Origin of the sequence: Hyphomonas sp. UBA4494, assembly GCF_002388935.1 — a bacterium.
Lineage (GTDB): Bacteria > Pseudomonadota > Alphaproteobacteria > Caulobacterales > Hyphomonadaceae > Hyphomonas.
This window is the reverse complement of sequence record NZ_DGNK01000042.1, coordinates 220,269-240,535: the sequence shown is the minus strand read 5'-3', so window position 1 is coordinate 240,535 and position 20,267 is coordinate 220,269. Positions and strand designations below refer to the sequence as shown.

Genomic DNA, 20,267 nt, shown 5'->3' with positions numbered 1-20,267 from the left:
CACGGCAACCGCCACGTACGGAACCGATTGTCGCGTCGGGGCTTTACTCCTCAGATACAGAAAGGCCCCTGATGACCCACCACGCCAATACCGCCCTCGAATGGCTCATGCGGGCCGGATATGGGGCGCGAGGCATGGTTTACCTGATCGTAGGCGGGCTCGCTTTTTTTGCAGCCCTGAATGGCGGCGAGGCCGAAGGCACCTCCGGCGCGCTGAACTTCCTGATCCGCCAGCCTTTTGGTGCCGTGCTGCTGGCCATCACGGCCGCCGGCCTTTTCGCCTACACACTCTGGCGACTGGTGGACGGCATCATGGACCTCGAAAATGAAGGCGATGATGCCGAAGGCTACGCCAATCGCGCAGGTCAGATCATGTCAGGCCTGACCCATGCTGCTCTCGGCGTCTCGGCCATCCTCATCCTGATGAAGGGCGCGCAGGCCAGCGGCAACGATTCCTCCGCCGAGAATTGGAGCGCATCCCTGATGCAACACCCGGCAGGTCGACTGGTCGTTATCGCTGCTGGAATCACGACGCTAAGCGTTGCCATCTACCTGTTCGTGAAATCGTGGAAGGCGGCCCACCGCAAAGATATCGTCCGCAAGGAAATGGCGGAGAAGCTCGAGCCCGTCGTCCGCTTCGGTCTTGCCGCACATGGCTTCGTCCTGCTGATTGTTGGTGGTCTGATCCTGACCGCTGGCATAACCGCCAACCCGGAACATGCCGCCGGCCTTGGCGAAGCACTGCGCATTCTGGAGACACAGACGTTCGGACGCATCCTGCTCGCGCTCGCAGGTGCGGGCCTTGCAGGCTTCGCGGTCTATTGCTTCGTGATGGCACGCTATCGCATCGTGCCTAAACTGTCAGGCGACGCACTCTAGGCGCGCGCTGCCTGTCAGTTCATTGTGATTAGTCGACCAGTGTGGCCTCGGTTTTCGACTTCACCTCGTCCAGCGTTACGTCCGGCGCAAGTTCGACGATTTTCAGGCCACCCTCGACCACGTCCATGACGCAAAGATCGGTGATGATCCGGTCGACCACTTTTAGGCCGGTCAGGGGCAGCGTGCATTCCTTCAGGATCTTGGACTCGCCGCGCTTGTTCGCATGATCGGAGATCACCACGACACGACCGACACCAGCCACAAGGTCCATCGCACCGCCCATGCCCTTGACCAGCTTGCCCGGGATCATCCAGTTCGCCAGGTCGCCATTCTCAGCCACTTCCATCGCACCCAGGATCGCCATGGCGATCTTGCCGCCCCGGATCATGCCGAAGCTGGTCGCACTGTCGAAGTAGGCTGTCTGGGGAAGCTCGGTAATCGTCTGCTTGCCAGCATTGATCAAGTCCGCGTCTTCTTCGCCCTCATAGGGAAACGGCCCCATGCCCAGCATGCCGTTTTCCGATTGCAGCGTGACGTTGACGCCGTCCGGAATATGGTTCGCCACCAGCGTCGGAATGCCGATGCCGAGGTTCACATACATGCCGTCTTCAAGTTCCTGCGCGGCCCGCGCCGCCATCTGGTTACGAACCCAAGGCATCAGGCACCCTCCTTCTTGCGGACAGTCCGCTGTTCAATCCGCTTTTCGAATTCGCCCTGCAGAAGACGGTGCACATAAATGCCCGGCAGATGGATCGCGTCGGGATCCAGTTCGCCCGGCTCGACGATTTCCTCGACTTCCATGACGCAGATCTTGCCACAGGTCGCGGCGGGCAGGTTGAAGTTGCGCGCAGTCTTGCGGAAGATCGCATTGCCGGTCGTATCGGCCTTCCAGGCTTTCACGATGGCGAGATCGGCGAAGATCCCCTCTTCCAGGATATAGGTCTCGCCATTGAAGACCTTCTCTTCCTTGCCTTCGGCCACCAGCGTGCCGACGCCCGTCTTGGTGTAGAAGCCCGGAATGCCTGCGCCGCCAGCGCGCATGCGCTCGGCCAGCGTGCCTTGCGGGTTGAATTCCAGCTCCAGCTCGCCGGAGAGGTATTGCCGCATGAATTCTGCATTCTCGCCGACATAGGACGAGCACATCTTCTTGACCTGCTTGGTCTGTAGCAACACGCCGAGCCCAAACTCATCAACGCCCGCATTGTTGGAATAGACGGTGAGGTTCTTGGTGCCGGCCTCGCGGATCGCCGCGATGGACAGTTCCGGAATGCCGCAAAGGCCGAATCCGCCTGCGGCAATCGTCATGCCGTCAAACAACACGCCATCCAGCGCGTCTGCGGCCGTTTTGTATATCTTGCTCGCCATGAAGTGCGGGCCTCCCCTTGGGTAATGCTGCGGTGCAGCAGGGGTTCTAGACCTGCTCGACCGTTTGTTCAATTGCCCCGAATATCGAATGTCCGGATTTATCGAGCATTTCCATCCGCACAACGTCGCCCGGTGACATGAAGGGGGTCTTGAATTCGCCGGTCGCAATCTTCTCGATCATGCGGATTTCCGCGATACAGGAATAACCGCGCCCGCCTTCGCTGACCGGCTTTCCAGCGCCGCCATCGGCATCCTTGTTTGACACCGTGCCAGAGCCGATCACCGTGCCGGCTGACAGGGGTCGCGTCTTGGCCGCGTGGGAAACGAGCCGTGCAAGGCTGAACGTGGCGTCTTCGGCGGCCTCGGCGCGGCCGAAGGGCTGGCCATTGTAATCCACATGCAGCGGCAGATGGACAAGGCTACCCTGCCACGCCAAGCCCAGTTCGTCCGGCGTCACGGCGACGGGCGAGAACGCACTCGGTGGCTTCGACTGGAAGAAACCGAATCCCTTGGCAAGTTCGCCGGGGATCAGGCCGCGCAGCGACACGTCATTGCACAGCATGACCAGCTTGATGTGATCGGCGGCCTCCGCCTCGCTCGTGCCCATCGGCACATCATCGGTGATGACGGCGATCTCCCCTTCCATGTCACAGCCCCAGGCAGTGTCCTTCAGCGGGATCGCGTCGCGCGGCCCAAGGAACGCATCGGAGCCACCTTGGTACATCAGCGGATCATCATAGAAGCTTTCGGGCACTTCCGCGCCGCGCGCTTTGCGCACCAGCTCAACATGGTTGATATAGGCCGATCCATCCGCCCACTGATAGGCACGCGGCAATGGGCTCTCGCAATCATGCTCATGGAAGCGCGCCGTGGGCACACTGCCCAGTTCAACCTGCTCGGCCAACTGTTGCAGCTTCGGGGCATAGACATCCCATTTGTCGAGCGCCGCCTGCAGCGTTGGCGCGATGCCGGCCGCATCCGTATAGCGAGTTAGATCCTTCGAAACGACAACGAGGCGGCCATCACGGGCGCCATTCTTCAGTGTAGCGAGTTTCATAATATTGATCCTGTCGAGTTAGCTCGAAAGCCAGAGTAGAAAAAACAATTGCGCCGGAATAAGTAAGACCGTCGTGACAATCAAAATCTGAAAGCCAAGCTTTCTTGTTCGCTCGTATATGGACATACTCGCAGACAGAGGAAGCATGCCAAACACGGCGATGGGTCCGGAGAGGAAAGTTGCCCAGTAGGCGGTCATAACAAGAGGCGATTTCAATCGCGCGCCGGCTTCAGCACTAAATCCCAATCCCAGTGGGGACATCCATACGAGAAAGGAAGACAAGACGATAAGTGGTCCACAAAACAGCAAGATAGCTGTGAACAGGCCACTTCGGCGAACCACCTAGCTTTCCTCCGCGATCTTCTCATGCAACCAAGCCGCATGCCTCGGCGCTTTCTTGGTGGCGCTCCATTCCTCGATCATCGGCTCGGCAACGTCCTTCAACTGCTTCATCTGTTCTGGCGTACCGATGTCGGCGGCCAGTTCGATGCGGTGGCCATTCGGATCAAAGAAATAGATCGACTTGAAGATGCCATGATGCGTCGGGCCCAGCACGTCGAGCCCCATGCCTTCAAGGTGCTCCTTGGTCGCCATCAGTTCGTCCATGGAGCCGACACGGAAGGCGATATGCTGCACCCATTGCGGCGTGTTCCGGTCACGATCCATGTTCGGCTGGGTGGGCAGTTCAAAAAAGGCGAGCACATTGCCGTTCCCGGCATCCAGGAAGACATGCATGTACGGATCATGCGCGCCGGTCGACGGCACCTTGTCCTCAGCGATGGCCAGCTGGAAATCCATGCCCAGCGCATCGCGATAGAACTCCACCGTCTCCTTCGCATCCTTACAGCGATAGGCAACGTGGTGAACGCCTTTCAGGGGGGCGGGAGCCGTCATTACGCGTCCTCCTCTACCTTCAGGGCGCCTCGCTCAATCTGGTCACGTTCCATGCTTTCGAACAAGGCCTTGAAATTGCCCTCGCCGAAACCGTCTTTGTAGTCGCCCTTGCGCTGGATGAACTCGAAGAAGACCGGGCCGATCTGCGCCTGCGCAAAGATCTGCATCAGCAGGCGCGGCTCCCCGCCCTCGGTCGTGCCGTCCAGCAACAGGCCGCGGGTCTTCAGGCCCTCGACGTCTTCGCCATGCCCCGGCAGGCGCCCGTCCAGCATCTCGTAATAGGCGGCCGGCGGCGCGGTCATGAAGGGCACACCGCGCGCTTTCAGGCGATCATAACACGCATAGAGATCGTCACAGATCAGCGCGATATGCTGGATGCCTTCGCCATTGTATTCGCGCAGGAATTCCTCGATCTGGCCCTTGCCGCCCTCGCCTTCCTCGTTCAGCGGAATGCGGATCTTGCCGTCCGGCGCCGTCAGCGCCTTGGAGGTCAGACCGGTATATTCGCCCTTGATGTCGAAATAGCGGATTTCCTGGAAGTTGAAGAGCTTCTCATAGAAATCTGCCCAATATTTCATCCGGCCACCATAAACATTGTGCGTCAGGTGATCGATCAGCTTGAAGCCGGCGCCAACAGGATTCTTGTCCACACCCGGCAGGTATTCAAAGTCGATGTCATAGATATCGAGATCGTCGCCATAGCGGTCGATCAGGTAGATGATGGAATTGCCGATGCCGCGAATGCCTGGAATGTGTAGCTCGCTCGGGCCGGTATTCACGTTCACCGGCTCGGCGCCTTGAGCCAGAAGGTGCTGGTAGGCCTTGCGGGCATCGCGCACGCGAAAGCCCATACCGCAGGCGGATGGGCCATGCTCACGGGCGAAATACCATGCAGCGGATTTGGGCTCGTAATTGGTGATGAGGTTGATACCACCCTGACGCCACAGCTCGACATCCTTGGTCCGGTGGCGGGCAATCTTAGTGAAGCCGATCAGCTCGAACACCGCTTCCAGATGGCCTTTTTCAGGCGCGGAAAATTCGATGAACTCGAAACCGTCGAGGCCGGCGGGATTTTCAAACAGGTCTGCCATGATGCGCTCCAGTCGTAATTCCGGGGGGTCAAAACTATTAGTTTCATATGTAACTATTTGACAGGCGGAACGCAACCCTGAATCAGTAAACCATGCCTGATATTGAAAACGTTTCTTTGCTTCGCCTGCGCGAATTCCTGCCCTACCGCCTGTCGGTCCTGTCGAATACGATCTCGACGCGGATCGCGAGCTTGTATGACCGCGAATTCGGTCTCTCGATCTGGCAGTGGCGAGTCATGGCCGTGACCGGCGACCGGCCCGGCATCAGTGCCACCGAAATCGGCCAGCTGACCGCCATGGACAAGGTCGCGGTCAGCCGCGCCATCGCTGCCATGATCCAGATGGGCTATCTGGAGCGCAAGACGTCAGAGACCGATGGTCGGCGCTCCCAGCTCTTCCTGACGCCGGCTGGCCGCGATGTGTACGAACTCATCGTGCCGATGGCGCTCGGCGCGGAACAGGAATTGGCCAGCAGCCTGACGGAGGAGGAGCAGAAACAGCTCGAACGCCTGATGGGCAAACTCGCCGATGCCGCCTCCCCTGACCGCCCGCTCTGGTAATGCTCAGGCCAGCGGCCAGAACATCGGGATGACGATCATGGACGCGGCGAACATGACGAGGTTCAGCGGCACTCCGATCTTCAGGAAGTCGGAGAATTTGTACCCGCCCGCACTGTAGACCAGTGTATTGGTCTGGTAGCCGATGGGGGTGGCAAAGCTCGCGCTGGCAGCAAACATCACGGCGACAACGAATGGGCGTGGATCAATGCCCAGCTGACTTCCCAACCCAATGGCGATGGGCGTCAGCAGGATCGCAGCAGCATTGTTGCTCATGATTTCGGTCAGGAAGGATGTGACGAGGTAAAGTACTGCCAACACGGCCAGCGGCCCCATCCCCCCCGTCAGTCCGGCAAGATGCCCGACCAGCAGGCTGACCGCACCGGTTTTCTCCATTGCCGTGCCAAGTGCCAGCATGCCGAAGATCAGCATCAGGATGTCCCAGCGGATCGCGCGATAGGCTTCCTGATGGTCCAGGCATCCGAGCGCAACGACGGATGTTGCCGCAATCAGCGCGAGCGCCGAGATCGGCAGCACGCCCAGCGCAGCCAGCCCCATCACCGACACCAGCGCGACAATCGCGATGGGCGCCTTGCCCCGTCTCATGGCGCGCTCGGTTGTCTCGGTAAGATTGTTGAGAACGCCATCATCAAACAATTGGCGCATGCCCCGTGCCGGACCCTCCAACAGGACCGTGTCGCCCACTTCGAAGCGGATGTCGTCTGTATTGGTGACATTCTCCCCGCGCCGGTGGATCGCCAGCACGTAGACACCATAGAGGCGCGCCAGGCCGAGCCCATTCAGCGACCGGCCGGTCAACCGCGATTGCGGCCCGATCACGCCTTCCATGATGACGGTCTCGCTGGTCTGGATCGGTTCAAAGGCAGGCCGCGCATCGGAGGCCGACGCACCAATGGCGATGCTGCCTGCCTCCTTCAGTGTCAGGACTTCTGAGACCGGTGTACGCAAGACGATCCGGTCTCCGGCCTGAATCGACAGGTCGCGCAAATCCGCCCTCAGCGACAATCCATCCCGAAAGACATCAATCACCTTGAATCCCTTCTCTGCAGAAAACCCGGTTTCGGAAACCGTCTTTCCGATCAGCGGCGACCCCAAAGGGATCAATATCTGCGCCAGAAATCGCCGGTCCTTCGCATTCGGCAACATGTCCACCAGCGATTCCCGCGTCGGCAACAGGGAGGGCGAAGTCAATGCGAGATAGGCAGCCCCGACCAGCGCGAGGATCACCCCGGCGCCTGTGATCTCGAACACGCCGAACGGGGCCAGCCCCGCCTCCTNNGTTGGTCGAGGTGCCGATCAGCGTCGTCGTACCGCCAAAGATCGCCGCGAAGGAAAGCGGAATCAGCAGTTTTGACGGCGCCACGCCGATCGTCCGCGCGAGTTGGATCACCACAGGGATCAGCACCACGACGATTGGTGTATTGTTCATGAGGGCGGACAGGGTCATCACGCCCAGCATCATGGCCAGCATTGCCACTACTGGCGACGCCCGGCTGGCGAGTCGCGAGACCAGCCGTCCAGCCGCATCAATCACCCCGGTTCGCTCCAGCGCTGCCGACAACACGAACATGGCCGCAATCGTGATCGGCGCGGAATTCGAAAAGACCGAAAGTGCCTCAGGCACCGACAAAATACCCGTGAGCAACAATGCGCCCATCGCCAGCAGCGCGACGACATCCGCCGGCAGGACTTCCCTCACGAAACCGAAAAACACGATCCCCACCAGCAACAGCACGATGGCAATCTCTACCCCCGGCAGGGACAGAATATCAGCGGGCATGGGGTCAGCTCCAATGGCAACCCCGCATCCTTACACGACCGCGAATTGTTCCACTACTGAGCTTTTCTAAATCCAGCCGATATGGCCAGCCCTATCTGGGCCCGCGCCGCCGCACTTTCAGCGACCGTTCCACGAAGGCATCTTCCTCAAGCGTGAACCGCTCGACGAGGCGCGCAAGGAAGGCCGACAGCTGGTCGCGCACTTCATAAGGCGCTTCCATCGGCAGGAAGTGGGTCGTGCCGCGCACCGCCTTCATCATCATGGCGGGATAGGACAGGATCAATCGCGCGCGCACCTTGTCGCTGATCACGGAATCCCGGGTCGGCCTCAGAATGGTCATCGGGATATGGTGTTTCTTTACGCGGCGCAGGGCACCCCAAGGCCGGTTGCGCTGGGCGGCAAAGGTCGCTGCTTCCCATTTCGGCTCACACAGCAGACGCCAGGTCTGCTCATCGCTATCAGCAGAATTGTGGTCGGTGCGTTCAATACCATCCAGCAGGTAATCTGCCAGAAAGGGCTCGCGCCATGATTTGAATGCGCCGCGGCCTGTATAGGACTCAAGCGCCTCACGGAACGATCCGAACTCGGCGCGGCGTTTCTTGGCCTGTCGGGCCATGGCGTTGCGCCGCAGAAGGAATGAAATAGGCGACAGCATATGCTGCCAGAAATAAACCGATTTCGACATGATTACCGGGTCGGCCAGTACGAGGCCTTTGACGAGATCGGGTCGCTTGCCTGCCACCAACAGGGCCACGCACCCGCCCATGGAGTGCCCGCCCAAGATCACGCCCTGTGGCGCTTCTTTCTCCAACCATTCGATCACATCGTCGCGGTGGCGTTTCCAGGATTTCATGCGGCCGGGTTTGGCCTGCAATGTGGAACGACCATGCCCCCGCATGTCGAGCGCCGCCACACGCTGGCGAAGCCCGAGGGGCGCCAGCAATGACTGATAGGTCATTCCATTGAATCCGGTCGCATGCAGCCATACCGCAGAGAAGGGCTTGATTGGGTCACCGAATTCAATGCCGGCCATCTCTCCGCCGGCTTTGGCCTCATACGTAAATCGACGCATCAGCCCCTCGATCCAAAGACGCGCCGCAACAGATCGGTCGTCCGAGCCACAGGATTCTCACGGATCTTCTTCTCCTCTGCAGCCACGTAGTGGAACATGCCATCCAGTCCCAGTGTGACCGCGTGATTGGTCAAGTCATTTTGCAGGCTGGAAGTGACTCCCCCGACGCCATAGCTATTGGCGACCTGCTCAAGTGACGTGAATGCACCCGCCTGTGCAAGCGACGTTTTGACATAGGGTGTGAATGACGCACGCAGCTGGCTCTCGGTCTTCTCGCGCAGGTAGTCTGTCGCCGCTGTGTCGCCGCCATTCAGGATGCGTACAGCATCCTCAATCGTGATCTGGCGGATCGCTCCTATGACCAGCGTCTTTGCCTCCGGCACAGCTGCCTCCGCCGCCCGGTTCATTCGCAATTCCAGGTCATCCAGTGGACCGCTCGCCCCGACGCGCGACAGGCCGGATTGGATATCTCGATAGGTTTTCGGAAGCGGAATACGAATTTCCGAATCTCCGAAATAGCCATTGGTCTGGCCCAGTTGCGCTGCCACGATGTTGGTGCCCACTGTGAGCGCTTCGCGGAGACCGGCATCAATTTCGGCCTGGCTGAGCGCACCGCCCTGCCCTGTTTGCTGGCCAATCACCTCGCCCAGAACCCGCCCCAAATCACCAGAGCTGCCCGTGGTCGCGCAGCCCACCGGCACCGTCAGCAGCGCCATAGCTGCGATCATCATTGGTCTCATGGCCGTCTCCTCCAGTTTTCTCCAGATGACCGTACTCGACGCCGTGACTGAATAGAAGCCACACGAGGATGTATTGCTGCAGCGCCAGCTCACCTTACCAACGTGTCATGGAAAATTTGTTGACCACGCATGTAGTCATGTCATACGACTACGCTTGTAGTCCAGAGAGGGGTTCTACACTATGAAGATTTCCGATGCAGAACTCGACGTGATGAGCGTGCTTTGGGCGCGGCCGGGCCTTGCCGCCTCGGATGTCCACGACGCGCTGGGCACCGAAAAGGACTGGACCAGCCGCACCGTCAAGACCTTGCTGGCCCGCCTTGTGGAGAAGGGCGCGCTAAGCACTGAGGAAGATGGCCGACGTTATCTCTACTATCCCCTCGTCGAGGAAGGCACCTACAAGGCCGGGGCCGCTCGCCAGTTCGTCGACCAGGTCTTTTCCGGTCGCGCAGCCCCCCTCGTGGCGCACCTTGCTGATACGCGCGGTCTTACGGCCGATGACATCGCAGAACTTGAAAAGCTTCTAGGGGAGTTGAAGAAATGATTTTCGACCTGAACAGCCTCAACTTCACCTATGGCGTACAGACCGTGATTGCGGTGTCTGTCCTGATCGCGCTCATTCTGTTTGCGCGCAAGCATGTTGCCCGGCAGTTCGGCGCGGGTGTCGCCTATGCGCTCTGGGCAATTCCGCTGGCCCGGCTTGTCCTGCCTCCCCTTTCCATGCCCACGCCGCTGGCCGGGTTCTTTGAGATGTTCCAGTCTCAATCACCTGCGGCGGCTGGGACGGCAGATGCTGCACCTGCATTCGTTCGCTCACCTGAACCCGTAGGATCCGCAGCCAACGCCGTCTGGGCTCCGCCAGCAACCGGTCCTGAGGCTTCGAGCCCCCTGTTCGAAGTGGCTCATGGTCCTGCGGCCTTCCCGGAACTGTCCGAGCCTGTTTTGGGCGGACTCCTTCTTGGAACCGTGTTGGCCGTGTGGGCTGGCGGAGCCATCTACATGCTTGCCCGCAGTTCGTTTGCACACCACAGTTTCATGCAGACCCTGCGCCGCGAAGAGATGCCTGCCTCGCCCGAGCTCGCCAGCCTTGCCGACGATGTGGCCCGGCAGATCGGCCTGAAGCGCACTCCGCAGATTTCCACCAGCTTCATTTCATCTGGCCCGCTGGTCTCCGGCCTCTTTCGCCCGACTGTTCTGCTACCGGCCTGGTTCGAGGAAGACTATACCGTGTCCCAGCAACGGGCAGCGTTGGCGCACGAGCTGACGCATATCAAGCGCGGCGACCTCTGGGCCTTGCAGATGTCGGAAATCTTCGTTTCTGCACTCTGGTTCAATCCGCTGGCCTATATTGCACGACGCGCCTTCCGCACCGATCAGGAAGCAGCCTGCGACAGCGATGTGCTGAAATCCGGAGCGTCCTCCCCTCACGCCTATGGTGAGACATTGTTGAAGGCCGTTCAGCTTGCCCTGCCGGAGCGCCTGACCGCCGCGGCCAGCCTGCCCCTGACTCACGCCCTGAAGGAAAGAATGATCCGCATGACCACACCCAGCCCCTCCCGCTCGCGGCGTCTGCTCGGCGCAGGTGTTTCCGGACTTCTCGGCAGCGCGGCCCTCATGTCGTCAGCCTTCGTAGCCACCGCCTGTGCCTCTGCCGAAGCCGATGAAAAGGTCGATATGGCCGAACTCGCGGGCGGAGAACCCGACAGCATCAACCCAACTCCCCAGCATCGCAGTTTGCACTTCAAGGATGGCACATTGTTCATCGATGGCGACAAGGTCGAGGACCGGCAGGTCGTCATCATCGGCGATCCTTTCTCGGTCGATGCGATGACGCCGGAACTTGAGCGGGAAATTGAAATCCTGACATCAAAGATCGAAGCTGAAACGGCCGAAATCGAAACTCTGGTGGCCTCCATGCCGCACATCGAACTCGCCTTCGAAGGCTTTGACGAAGAGCTGAACCGGAAGATGGAGATGGCCTTCAGCTTCACCGACGACACCATGCCGAAATCCGAAGCCGAGTGGGAAGCCTGGGCAGAGAAGGTCGAGGCACAGGCCGAGGAATGGGAAGCCCATGCCGAAGCGATTGCCGAGCGCGCCGAAGCTCATACAGACGCCTGGGAAACCCGCTTTGAACCCCAGATGGACGCCCTTGAGGCTCGCATCGAAGCCCATGCCGATGCGCTCGAACGCAAGATCGAGATCGCCTATGGCGAGGAGTTCGAGGATGAAATGGAGCATACCCATATCGTACTGACCGATCTGGTTGAGCAATGCCGCGACGCCAATCTGGCAGAGGGCGAGACCCGGATCCTCGAAAAGAGCAGTAGCCAGGACAAGACCAGGGACGTGAAGATCGCCTGCATCAAGGGCGACAAGGACACGCTGAAAGCCAAGGCGACGATCAAATCCGTGATGAAGAGCGACAAGCTCGACGCCGCCGAAAAGAAGGCCTTCAAGAAGCAGGTCAACGGTTCGTCCAGCCACACGATCACGATTGAAACCGACACGACAGACGAATAACGGATCCCGCTCGCGCATTGCACGGAATGCATAGGCGGAGTCCCCCGGCGCAGGTCCCATTGCGTCGGGGGCTTTTTTTGCGAATGAGTCCCGCGCTTTGCGGTAATGGGATCGGCGTCTAGGGTGGCCCCCTGAATCGCGCTCCGGAGGATTTCCATGAAACGCCTGCTCGCCACAATGGCCATTGCCACCTGCCCGCTCGCTGCCTGTGTCACAGCGCCTGAGCCCTGCACGCAGGAATGGGTCGAATACAAGACCGACCGTATCCTCGGCGAGTTCGCTTCCGAAAATCGTGGTCTGATCAACGACCTGCGGCGCATTACTGATAGCGAGGGCGAACTCAACACATTCGCCACGATGCGGCTGATGTCGCGGACAGACGACCTTCAGAACTTTGCTGACAGCTTCCAGAATGTCGTCATCCCTGAACTGGAACTGGCGCTGGTGGAATGTGGGCAGAGCGATCAGTTCGCCCCTGCACTGACGGGCTTCCTGCGCGATGAAGGTGTGGACGAAGAGGCCTTGCAGTGGGTCGCGCCGATCATCGGCCTCATGCAACAAATGCGCGAAGATGATGTAGGCAACCCGCCGCGAGCCATGTAAGAGCGCGGCCATGAAAACGCTGATCGTTGTCCCCGCCCGCTATGGATCCACCCGGTTCCCCGGCAAGCCTCTGGTCGAGATCGCCGGCCGCACCATGGTGAGCCGGGTGGCCGCGATGGCTTCGCGTGCCGCCGCTGAACTGGATGATGCTGCAAGTGTCGTGGCCACCGATGACGAGCGCATCGCCAGCCATTGCCGGGACCTCGGCATTGAGGTCGTCATGACCGATCCGAACGTCCCGTCCGGCACGGATCGCGCCCTCGCCGCCGTCGACGCGATGGGGGTCACGCCAAACGTTGTCGTCAACCTGCAGGGCGACTCGCCCTTTACCCCACCCGCACATGTTGTCGCCGTCGCCGAAGCCGCCGCCAGTTCCGGCGCCGATGCCGCCACGCCCTATGTCCGCCTGACCTGGCAGGCGCTCGACGACTTCCGCGCGCACAAGAAAACCATCCCCTTCTCCGGCACGACGCTAGCGCATGACGCCGCTGGGCGCGCGCTCTGGTTTTCCAAGAATTTGATCCCCGCCATCCGCAAGGAAGACGCGCTGCGCCAGCAAGGCGACATGTCTCCGGTCTGCCGCCATATTGGCCTCTATGCCTATCGCCTCCCCGCGCTGCGCAAATATGTCAGCCTGCCGGAAGGCCATTATGAAAAGCTCGAAGGTCTCGAACAGCTGCGCTTCCTCGAGAACGGCATGAGCGTGCAATGTGTCGAAGTCGAGCCGGACACGATCGCCATTCCCGGCATTGATGCGCCGGAAGACGTGGCCCTCGCCGAGCGCCTGATTGCAACCCATGGCGACCCGCTGAAGGACTGACCGGACCATGGCAAGACTGATCATCGTCCGGCACGGAAACACGTTTGACAAGGGCGACACGGTCACCCGTGTCGGCGGACGGACAGACCTCCCCTTGTCCGCATCCGGACTGGCACAGGCTGACGCGCTCGCTAATCATTTCGCGGACACCCGATTTGTCGCCGCTTTCTGCTCTCCGCTGATGCGTACACGGCAGACCGCACGGGCCATGATCGGCATGCACACCGGCGCGCCTGCGCTTATCGTCCTGCCTTTCCTGACCGAAGTCGATTACGGCCCGGACGAAAACCAGCCGGAAGACAAGGTCGTGGCACGGATTGGCGATGCAGCGCTCGAAGCCTGGGAGCGGGATGCCACACCTCCCGAGGGCTGGCGCGTGGACCCGGACGCACTCCGCGAGGGCTGGCGCAGCCTTCTGGAGCGCGCCGCCGGCCTGAACGCGGAAGACACGGCACTGATCGTCACTTCAAACGGTATCGCACGCTTCCTGCCAGATGTCGTGGATGTTCAGCCAGACGATCTCGACCGCAAATTGAAGACCGGGGCATGGGGCGTTGTCGAGGTAGACGGCACCACATCGCGCATCACCAGCTGGAACCAGCGTCCCTAGGCGACGTCCCGCGCATTGGTTTCATCGACGAGTTCGCGTGCGCCGGAGATCGGCAAGGTAAACGCCACCGTCGTGCCCTCCCCTTCGATGGAGGACAGGATCATCCGCCCCCCATGCATTTCCGCAAATGATTTCGTCAGTGCAAGGCCAAGCCCTGTGCCTTCGTAATTGCGGTCCTTGGTGCCGGAGACTTGCTCGAACGGCGTCGCGAGGCGCGGCAGGTCTTCAGCCGGAATACCAATACCGGTATCGGTCACGCCGACATAGATTTCCGGTCCGCGCTGCTCGACCGCGACCGTGATCTTGCCGCCAGCATCGGTGAACTTGATCGCATTCGATACGAGGTTCAGCACCATTTGGCGGATCGCCCGATGGTCGGCATCGATCTCAGGCATATTGGGCTGGGCATCCAGTACCATCTCGATTTCCTTGTCCTCTGCCTTGCGACGGATCATGCGCACAGCCGCGTCGACCGGGTCCACAGGATCAATGGGCTGCGGGTCGATTGTCATCTTGCCAGCCTCGATCTTCGCCATGTCGAGAATATCGTTGATCATGTCCAGCAAGTGTTGGCCCGAAGTCAGGATGTCCTGCGCGTAGCCCTTGTAACGCTCGTCCCCCATCGGGCCGTAAAGTTCACTCGACAGGATTTCGGAAAAACCATTGATCGCATTCAACGGCGTGCGCAACTCATGGCTCATATTCGCCAGGAAGGCTGATTTGGTGTGCGCCGCATGTTCGGCTTTGGCCTTCTCCTCGGAATATTTCCGAGACAGTTCACGCTCGCGCCCTTCAGACCGTTCAAGGTCCAGGGCGGTCTTGTGCATCTTGGCTTTTTGCTTCCTCAGCTCTTCCTCATTGCGGACATTTTCTGTGACATCCACGCCAACCGAGATCAGGCCACCATCAAGCGTGGGACGTTCCACCAGCTTGATCCAGCGCTCGGTGTTGAGCTCCAGCAAGGTCGTCTGCGGATCTTCCAAAGAGGGGTGTTCTGAACGCAAGGCCCCTGCCCGCGCAATGTTCACCGTGTGATGCGCCATGCCCGGCCGCAAAGTTTCCTCGAGTTGGAGGTCGGAGGCAAAGGCCCGGTTCCAATAGAGCAGACGCTTGCGATTGTCCCACAGGGCGAAAGGACCATTGAAGCCTTCGATAGCCGTACGCAGTCGGCGTTCGGCCGCCTTGATCCGGTCTTCGGCCTGCTTGCGCTCGGTAATATCCAGCAACACGCCGCCATAGACATTCGCACCGGTCTCGGCATGAGGCGTCACACTGCCACGCAATTCCATCCAGCGGGCCGGTTGGAAGCTGGTCACGAAACTGGTCTGCACCCAGCCGTCCTTGTAGCCTTTGCGAAAGGCCTCCTGGACCCGCTTCTGATGCTCAGGGTGTACCTGCGGCAGCATTTCATCAATCGTGATCTCGCCATCGCCCAGCATGCCCATCAACTCGGATGCAGCATCACTGAGATAAACCGCGCTGGAATCGTCCGACCACTCCCAATAGCCTGCGCGAACACCCAGCATGACCGGGCTCATGAACCGGTCGGACTCGATCTCCTGCGCGCGTTCAACGAACGTGACTTCAGGCTCTCGCGAGAGCTGGTTCATCAGTCCGAGAATGACCAGCATGGGCGCTGCCAGCAGCAGGCCAAAAATCAGGAGCCGTATCAAATCGTCCAGCGTGAACAGCGGCATCGCCTGACTGGTGCACACCTGCAAAGCGCTGCCGCCCACCGGCGCGCACCCTGTAGCAGCGCGGTCGAGCAAGCTGAGGGAACGAAACTTCGTGGCAGGCAACATGCCCGCTGTGCCGGGCAGGATTGTTCCGGCACTGAAATGCTTGTCTGTAACGAAAATGCCGGTACCGGCCCGGCTTGCCGGCAACCATGTGCCCGCCGGAGCAAGCGCCAAAATGATCTCGCCATCCGGGGCCGTGGTGGCCACGACAATGTCACCCTGCCCTGACAGGCCGATCCGATGCCCTCCGGCCAGCATGGCTTCTGCAACCGGAACAGCCGACAGCAGACGGCTGCCCTCTGGTGCCAGGCGGGCCTCCTGCAGAGAAACGACCACATCGACTCCTGGCGTAGCGGAGGCGACTGCCGAGCGGGACGCGCCTGCATCGGCAATCAACCGCATCGCCATTTCAGCTGTGCCGGCATGACCGGATAGCCGCGCTGCGATGGTCGAAGAATTGGCCTCAAGCGCACCCAGAAGCGTGGAGTCGGCCGTCTGGCGCTCTTCCCAGGCCTTCAGGCCAAGTGCGCCTGCCAGCAACAGGATAATCGCAATGATCGTCCATTTCAGCCGCCGGTCATCGCGACTGGGGACTCCCGCAGCGACAGTATCCGTTTGCGGAGGGATAACCGACTTGGACAAGGTGCTTCCTGTGCCGATTCCTTAGAAAAACAAGGGCTCAGCTTTGGTTTTCTATCGTAATCCTTGCCCAATTCTTAACAAAGGTACAGATTTCGTTAACCCAGAAAACGGGTTCCGCCGCCTAGCTCAGCGCGCGGGACACGATATCTGCAGAATTCTTTGACAAATCAGCAGCTTGCAGACGGCGGAGGCAGGCTTCGGCCTCTGCCTTCGCCTTCGGCTCCAGAATGCGCCACTGTTCAAACGCAGTCAGCAGACGGGCACCGAGCGCAGGATTTACTTTGTCGGCCTTAAGGATAATGCCTTCGATGACTTCATATCCAGAGCCATCCGGCGCGTGAAACCCGGACAGATTCTGCATTGCAAAAGCCGCCGCGACCGAGCGGACGCGATTGGGGTTGCCCATGTCGAAGTCCGGATGCGCCGCCAGTTTTGAAACGGTTGCGGCATCACCGGTACCCGCCTGTACGCCAAACCATTTGTCCATGACCAGCGGGTTGGATTTCCACGTCCTCTCGAAATCGGCCAGCGCAGTCTCCCGCGCCGCGCCTTCCAGCCCCGCCAGGCCGCGCAACGCAGCGAGCTTCTCGGTCATGTTGGTGGCGGCGTTATAGAGACCCAGAAGGCGCTCACCCGCTTCGTCGCGGCCTGATGCTGCCAACAGGTTGATCAGTGCCGTGCGCAGGGCGCGTTCACCCGCCTGCTTTGCTCCCGGATCATAAGGTTCCAGGGAAGACTTGGCGAGAATGTCATCCACAAAATCGGAGAGCTTGCTGTAGAGGGCTGCCTGCAATTTCTTGCGCGCGGTGTTCAACGCCACAGGGTCAGCCGGCTGACGCTCCTGGAACAGTTCACCTACATCCGGCAGGCGTGTCAGGAGCGCCGCGAAGGCCGGGTCGTCCACCGCGTCGCGAATAGCCACGGCCATCGCTTGGACGAGCGCGTCATCAGGCTCTGCCTGCGATCCTTCGGAGAGGGCCAAAATTTCCTGCTTGGCAAGGCTCTGCACACTGTCCCATTGATTGAACGGATCTGTCTCCAGACGGATCATCGCGAGTTGGTCATCGCGGCTGAGCGCCCGCTTGATGCGTACCGGCGCGGTAAAGTCGCGATTGATCGACACCAGAGGGCGTTCAGATCCTTCCGGCAGGTCGAAGGTCATGGTCAGTTCTTCATCTTCCAGAAGCGTGATCCATTCAGCCATGTTGCCTTCATCGTCGATCAACGCCATTTCCATCGGGATCAGCATCGGCTTCTTGGCTGGTTGGCCGGGTGTTGCTGGCGTCTTCTGTTTCAGCGTGACAGCAATCTCGCGCGCTTCCGGATTCCAGCTTTCTTCCATCGTGATTTCTGGCGTTCCGGCTTGCGAATACCAGAGTCGGAACTGAGTGAAGTCCTGCTCGCTGACTTCTTCGAAACAGGCATAAAAATCCTCGATGGTGACGGCCTGTCCATCATGACGGTCGAAATACAGGTCCATGCCTTTGCGATAGGTTTCCTCACCCAGCATCCGGCGCAGCATGCCAATTATCTCCGCGCCCTTTTCATAGACCGTGGCCGTGTAGAGATTATCGATGGCCCCATAGGTGGTCGGGCGCACCGGGTGCGCCAATGGGCCGGCATCCTCGGCAAACTGGCGTGCGCGCAAGCGGATGACGTCCTTTATCCGCTGCACTGGGCGCGAGCGCATGTCGGCCGAAAAATTCTGATCACGGAAAACCGTCAGGCCTTCCTTGAGGCACAGCTGGAACCAGTCTCGACACGTGATCCGGTTGCCAGTCCAGTTGTGGAAATATTCATGGGCGACGATGCTTTCGATGGCCTCGAAATCTGCGTCGGTCGCGGTGTCTTCGTCAGCCAGCACATAGGCCGAGTTGAAGATGTTCAGACCTTTGTTCTCCATGGCGCCAAAATTGAAGTCGCGCACAGCCACGATATTGAACACGCCGAGATCATACTCCCGGCCATAGGTCTCCTCATCCCATTTCATTGAGCGTTTGAGGCTGTCCATGGCCCAGGCCGCACGATCCGCATCGCCCTTGTCGACATGAATTGCCAGATCGATGGTCTTGCCGCTCATGGTGGTGAACTGATCAGAGTAAACATCATAATCGCCAGCGCAGAGCGCAAAGAGATAGGCCGGCTTCTTGTGCGGATCATCCCATACCGCAAAGTGACGACCATCATCCACATCGCCTGCCTCGCCCGGCGTACCGTTCGACAGCAGGATGGGATAGGTCGCCTTGTTGGCCGTCATGCGCACGGTGAAGCGGCTCATCACATCCGGACGGTCGGGATAGAACGTAATGCGACGGAATCCGATGGCTTCGCACTGGGTGCAGAAACGGCCGCCTGACATATAGAGACCCGACAGCGCAGTGTTCTTTGAGGGCGCGATCTCGACTTCCGTAACCAGCGTAAACGCGTCTGGCACGTCTGCCAGCGTCAGTCCGGTCTCCGTCAGCTGGTAGGCATCATCCGGCACTGCAACGCCATCAATTGCGATCGACTTCAACTCCAGCGCTTCGCCGTCAAGCTCCAGAGGCGCGTTCGCGTCACCTGTCCGGCGGACCTTCAGATCGGCGCGCACCCGCGTCGCATCCGGATGAAGGTCAAACCTCAGATTCACCTGCTCGATTTCGAAGGGATAGGACGAATAATCCGACAATTGAACGGCAATGGGGGCTTCAGTGCGCATGTTTTCTCCGGCAAACAGGATTTCAGTCTTTCAGTTAGGGAGTCTGGCTGGCAACGTCGAGGGCTAGCGCCCATGCGTCTGCAGATATCAACCCGAATGGCGAGGCCTGATGCGCGCACTTCTGTCTCACCCCCTCATCCGTAGTCTGGCGGGGCTTGCCGCAATCGGACTGGCGATCATTATCGCAGTCTATTCCCTTGTCCCGGCCAGCGAGGCCCCTGCTCCGCAATTGTCGGACAAGATCAAACACTTTGCCGCCTACGCCGCCCTTGCCGCGCCGCTCTCGGTAGCGTTCGGGGTGGGCCCACGCCCGGCTGCTCTGGCGTTCAGCATATCAGCCTTGTTCGGTATCGGACTTGAGATCGCGCAAATGCTTGGCGAGGCCGGGCGCGAGGGCTCCAGCCTGGATGTTGCGGCCAATCTTGGCGGCGCGCTGGTCGGAGTTCTTGTTGTCGGGGTACTTGGTCGACAGGGGCGGCTATTCAGCCGCGACCGTCGCTGAATCTGCCTCAGCCGCGTCATCCAGCTGGTAGACAAAGCGCAGGATCGATGCGCAACGCTGGGCGACCTGCTTGAGTTCGGACGGGCAGTCATCCGGCTTTTCCTGACAGAAGTCCGCGATCTGACGTACGGTCTGTAACAAGTCCGGCGTGCAGGCGATCATGCGGGCCTGATGCTCGATACGTTGCGGGTCGCGATCATATTCGCCGCCCGTGACGCGCCAACCGCCCTGGTCATCTTCATCCGTCACAACCACGGGATAGGTCCCGACATCACTGATGCCGAGGCCACCAATACTGGCCCGCCATTTCGCGCGGCGGCGAGCGATATGCCAGTGCTCCAACAAGGAATCGTCGTCATCCGGGCGCAGGACGTGCGAATCCCTCGCCAAGCTCTCTTCAGCCGCCAGTTCATGAGACTGGAAACTGCGTCCCAATCCGCACTCATAGGTCACGCGGAGCGGCTCATCCACGTCCTTGACCCAATGCGGCACGACTTTTTCGATCAGCGCCCACGTTCCGACGGGCTTCACGAAGACGCGCTGCGATTTGTGAAATAACGCCTTGGCCATCAGTTGCTCCCGAATTCAGACGTGATTTTTGCCATCTGGGCCTTTCAACGCAGTGAAACCGATCGATGAAATTTGACCTACCGGCACGATTTCCCACCAAAAGTG

Annotated in this window: 18 protein-coding genes and 1 pseudogene; 8 read left to right on the top strand and 11 right to left on the bottom strand. The window is 60.0% G+C overall.

The features are described from left to right. Window positions 1-71: 71 nt before the first annotated feature. On the top strand, window positions 72-878 hold the full coding sequence (locus tag B2P82_RS16845; protein ID WP_206992325.1) for a DUF1206 domain-containing protein: 807 nt from the start codon (window positions 72-74) through the stop codon (window positions 876-878). 28 nt (window positions 879-906) lie between these two features. On the opposite strand, the gene B2P82_RS16840 is transcribed toward B2P82_RS16845, so the two are convergent. The 5 genes from B2P82_RS16840 to hppD form a co-directional block, all read right to left on the bottom strand. After that, window positions 907-1,536, bottom strand: a complete 630-nt coding sequence (locus B2P82_RS16840; RefSeq protein ID WP_290498203.1) for a CoA transferase subunit B — start codon at window positions 1,534-1,536, stop codon at window positions 907-909. Beyond that, on the bottom strand, window positions 1,536-2,243 hold the full coding sequence (locus tag B2P82_RS16835) for a CoA transferase subunit A (RefSeq protein WP_290498202.1): 708 nt from the start codon (window positions 2,241-2,243) through the stop codon (window positions 1,536-1,538). The genes B2P82_RS16840 and B2P82_RS16835 overlap by 1 nt, the downstream gene beginning before the upstream one ends. A 46-nt stretch (window positions 2,244-2,289) precedes the next feature. Then, window positions 2,290-3,300: a fumarylacetoacetate hydrolase family protein gene (locus B2P82_RS16830; RefSeq protein ID WP_290498201.1), complete on the bottom strand. Its 1,011-nt coding sequence runs from the start codon at window positions 3,298-3,300 to the stop codon at window positions 2,290-2,292. A 342-nt stretch (window positions 3,301-3,642) separates the two neighbouring features. After that, on the bottom strand, window positions 3,643-4,194 hold the full coding sequence (locus B2P82_RS16825; RefSeq protein ID WP_290498199.1) for a VOC family protein: 552 nt from the start codon (window positions 4,192-4,194) through the stop codon (window positions 3,643-3,645). Beyond that, on the bottom strand, window positions 4,194-5,285 hold the full coding sequence (gene hppD, locus B2P82_RS16820; protein ID WP_034815972.1) for a 4-hydroxyphenylpyruvate dioxygenase: 1,092 nt from the start codon (window positions 5,283-5,285) through the stop codon (window positions 4,194-4,196). Before hppD ends, B2P82_RS16825 begins: the two co-directional genes overlap by 1 nt. Window positions 5,286-5,377: 92 nt before the next feature. On the opposite strand from hppD, the gene B2P82_RS16815 reads away from it, so the two are divergent. Then, a complete protein-coding gene (locus B2P82_RS16815) occupies window positions 5,378-5,845 on the top strand; it encodes a MarR family winged helix-turn-helix transcriptional regulator (protein ID WP_206992318.1) in 468 nt (155 codons plus the stop codon). 3 nt (window positions 5,846-5,848) lie between these two features. On the opposite strand, the pseudogene B2P82_RS16810 reads toward B2P82_RS16815, so the two are convergent. The 3 genes and pseudogenes from B2P82_RS16810 to B2P82_RS16795 form a co-directional block, all read right to left on the bottom strand. Next, window positions 5,849-7,643: pseudogene (locus B2P82_RS16810) on the bottom strand (SLC13 family permease). Between the two features lie 91 nt (window positions 7,644-7,734). Next, window positions 7,735-8,715, bottom strand: coding sequence for an alpha/beta fold hydrolase (locus B2P82_RS16800; protein WP_290498194.1), 981 nt, complete (start codon window positions 8,713-8,715; stop codon window positions 7,735-7,737). Then, a complete protein-coding gene (locus tag B2P82_RS16795) occupies window positions 8,715-9,455 on the bottom strand; it encodes a DUF4197 domain-containing protein (RefSeq protein ID WP_034815961.1) in 741 nt (246 codons plus the stop codon). Before B2P82_RS16795 ends, B2P82_RS16800 begins: the two co-directional genes overlap by 1 nt. Before the next feature lie 181 nt (window positions 9,456-9,636). On the opposite strand from B2P82_RS16795, the gene B2P82_RS16790 reads away from it, so the two are divergent. From B2P82_RS16790 to B2P82_RS16770, 5 genes are all read left to right on the top strand, one after another. After that, on the top strand, window positions 9,637-9,999 hold the full coding sequence (locus tag B2P82_RS16790; RefSeq protein ID WP_034815959.1) for a BlaI/MecI/CopY family transcriptional regulator: 363 nt from the start codon (window positions 9,637-9,639) through the stop codon (window positions 9,997-9,999). Continuing rightward, entirely contained in the window at window positions 9,996-11,978 is a 1,983-nt protein-coding gene (locus B2P82_RS16785; RefSeq protein WP_290498192.1) for a M56 family metallopeptidase, read from the top strand. The genes B2P82_RS16790 and B2P82_RS16785 overlap by 4 nt, the downstream gene beginning before the upstream one ends. 156 nt (window positions 11,979-12,134) lie before the next feature. After that, window positions 12,135-12,581, top strand: a complete 447-nt coding sequence (locus B2P82_RS16780) for a hypothetical protein (protein WP_034815954.1) — start codon at window positions 12,135-12,137, stop codon at window positions 12,579-12,581. A 10-nt stretch (window positions 12,582-12,591) separates the two neighbouring features. Then, a complete protein-coding gene (gene kdsB, locus B2P82_RS16775; RefSeq protein ID WP_290498191.1) occupies window positions 12,592-13,401 on the top strand; it encodes a 3-deoxy-manno-octulosonate cytidylyltransferase in 810 nt (269 codons plus the stop codon). A 7-nt stretch (window positions 13,402-13,408) separates the two neighbouring features. After that, window positions 13,409-14,011, top strand: coding sequence for a histidine phosphatase family protein (locus tag B2P82_RS16770; protein ID WP_290498189.1), 603 nt, complete (start codon window positions 13,409-13,411; stop codon window positions 14,009-14,011). Here the strand turns inward: B2P82_RS16770 and B2P82_RS16765 are convergent. Further along, complete coding sequence (locus tag B2P82_RS16765) at window positions 14,008-16,392, bottom strand: ATP-binding protein (RefSeq protein WP_290498187.1); 2,385 nt, start codon at window positions 16,390-16,392, stop codon at window positions 14,008-14,010. The two genes, B2P82_RS16770 and B2P82_RS16765, sit on opposite strands and share 4 nt — an antisense overlap. 121 nt (window positions 16,393-16,513) lie before the next feature. Beyond that, window positions 16,514-19,090 carry an aminopeptidase N gene (gene pepN / locus B2P82_RS16760; RefSeq protein WP_290498185.1) on the bottom strand — a complete coding sequence of 859 codons (2,577 nt, stop codon included), beginning with the start codon at window positions 19,088-19,090 and terminating at the stop codon, window positions 16,514-16,516. A gap of 109 nt (window positions 19,091-19,199) precedes the next feature. Between pepN and B2P82_RS16755 the strand changes: the two genes are divergently transcribed. Continuing rightward, window positions 19,200-19,592, top strand: a complete 393-nt coding sequence (locus tag B2P82_RS16755; protein WP_290498183.1) for a VanZ family protein — start codon at window positions 19,200-19,202, stop codon at window positions 19,590-19,592. On the opposite strand, the gene B2P82_RS16750 is transcribed toward B2P82_RS16755, so the two are convergent. Further along, entirely contained in the window at window positions 19,569-20,162 is a 594-nt protein-coding gene (locus tag B2P82_RS16750) for a hypothetical protein (RefSeq protein ID WP_206992309.1), read from the bottom strand. The genes B2P82_RS16755 and B2P82_RS16750 overlap by 24 nt on opposite strands. Window positions 20,163-20,267 lie beyond the last annotated feature (105 nt).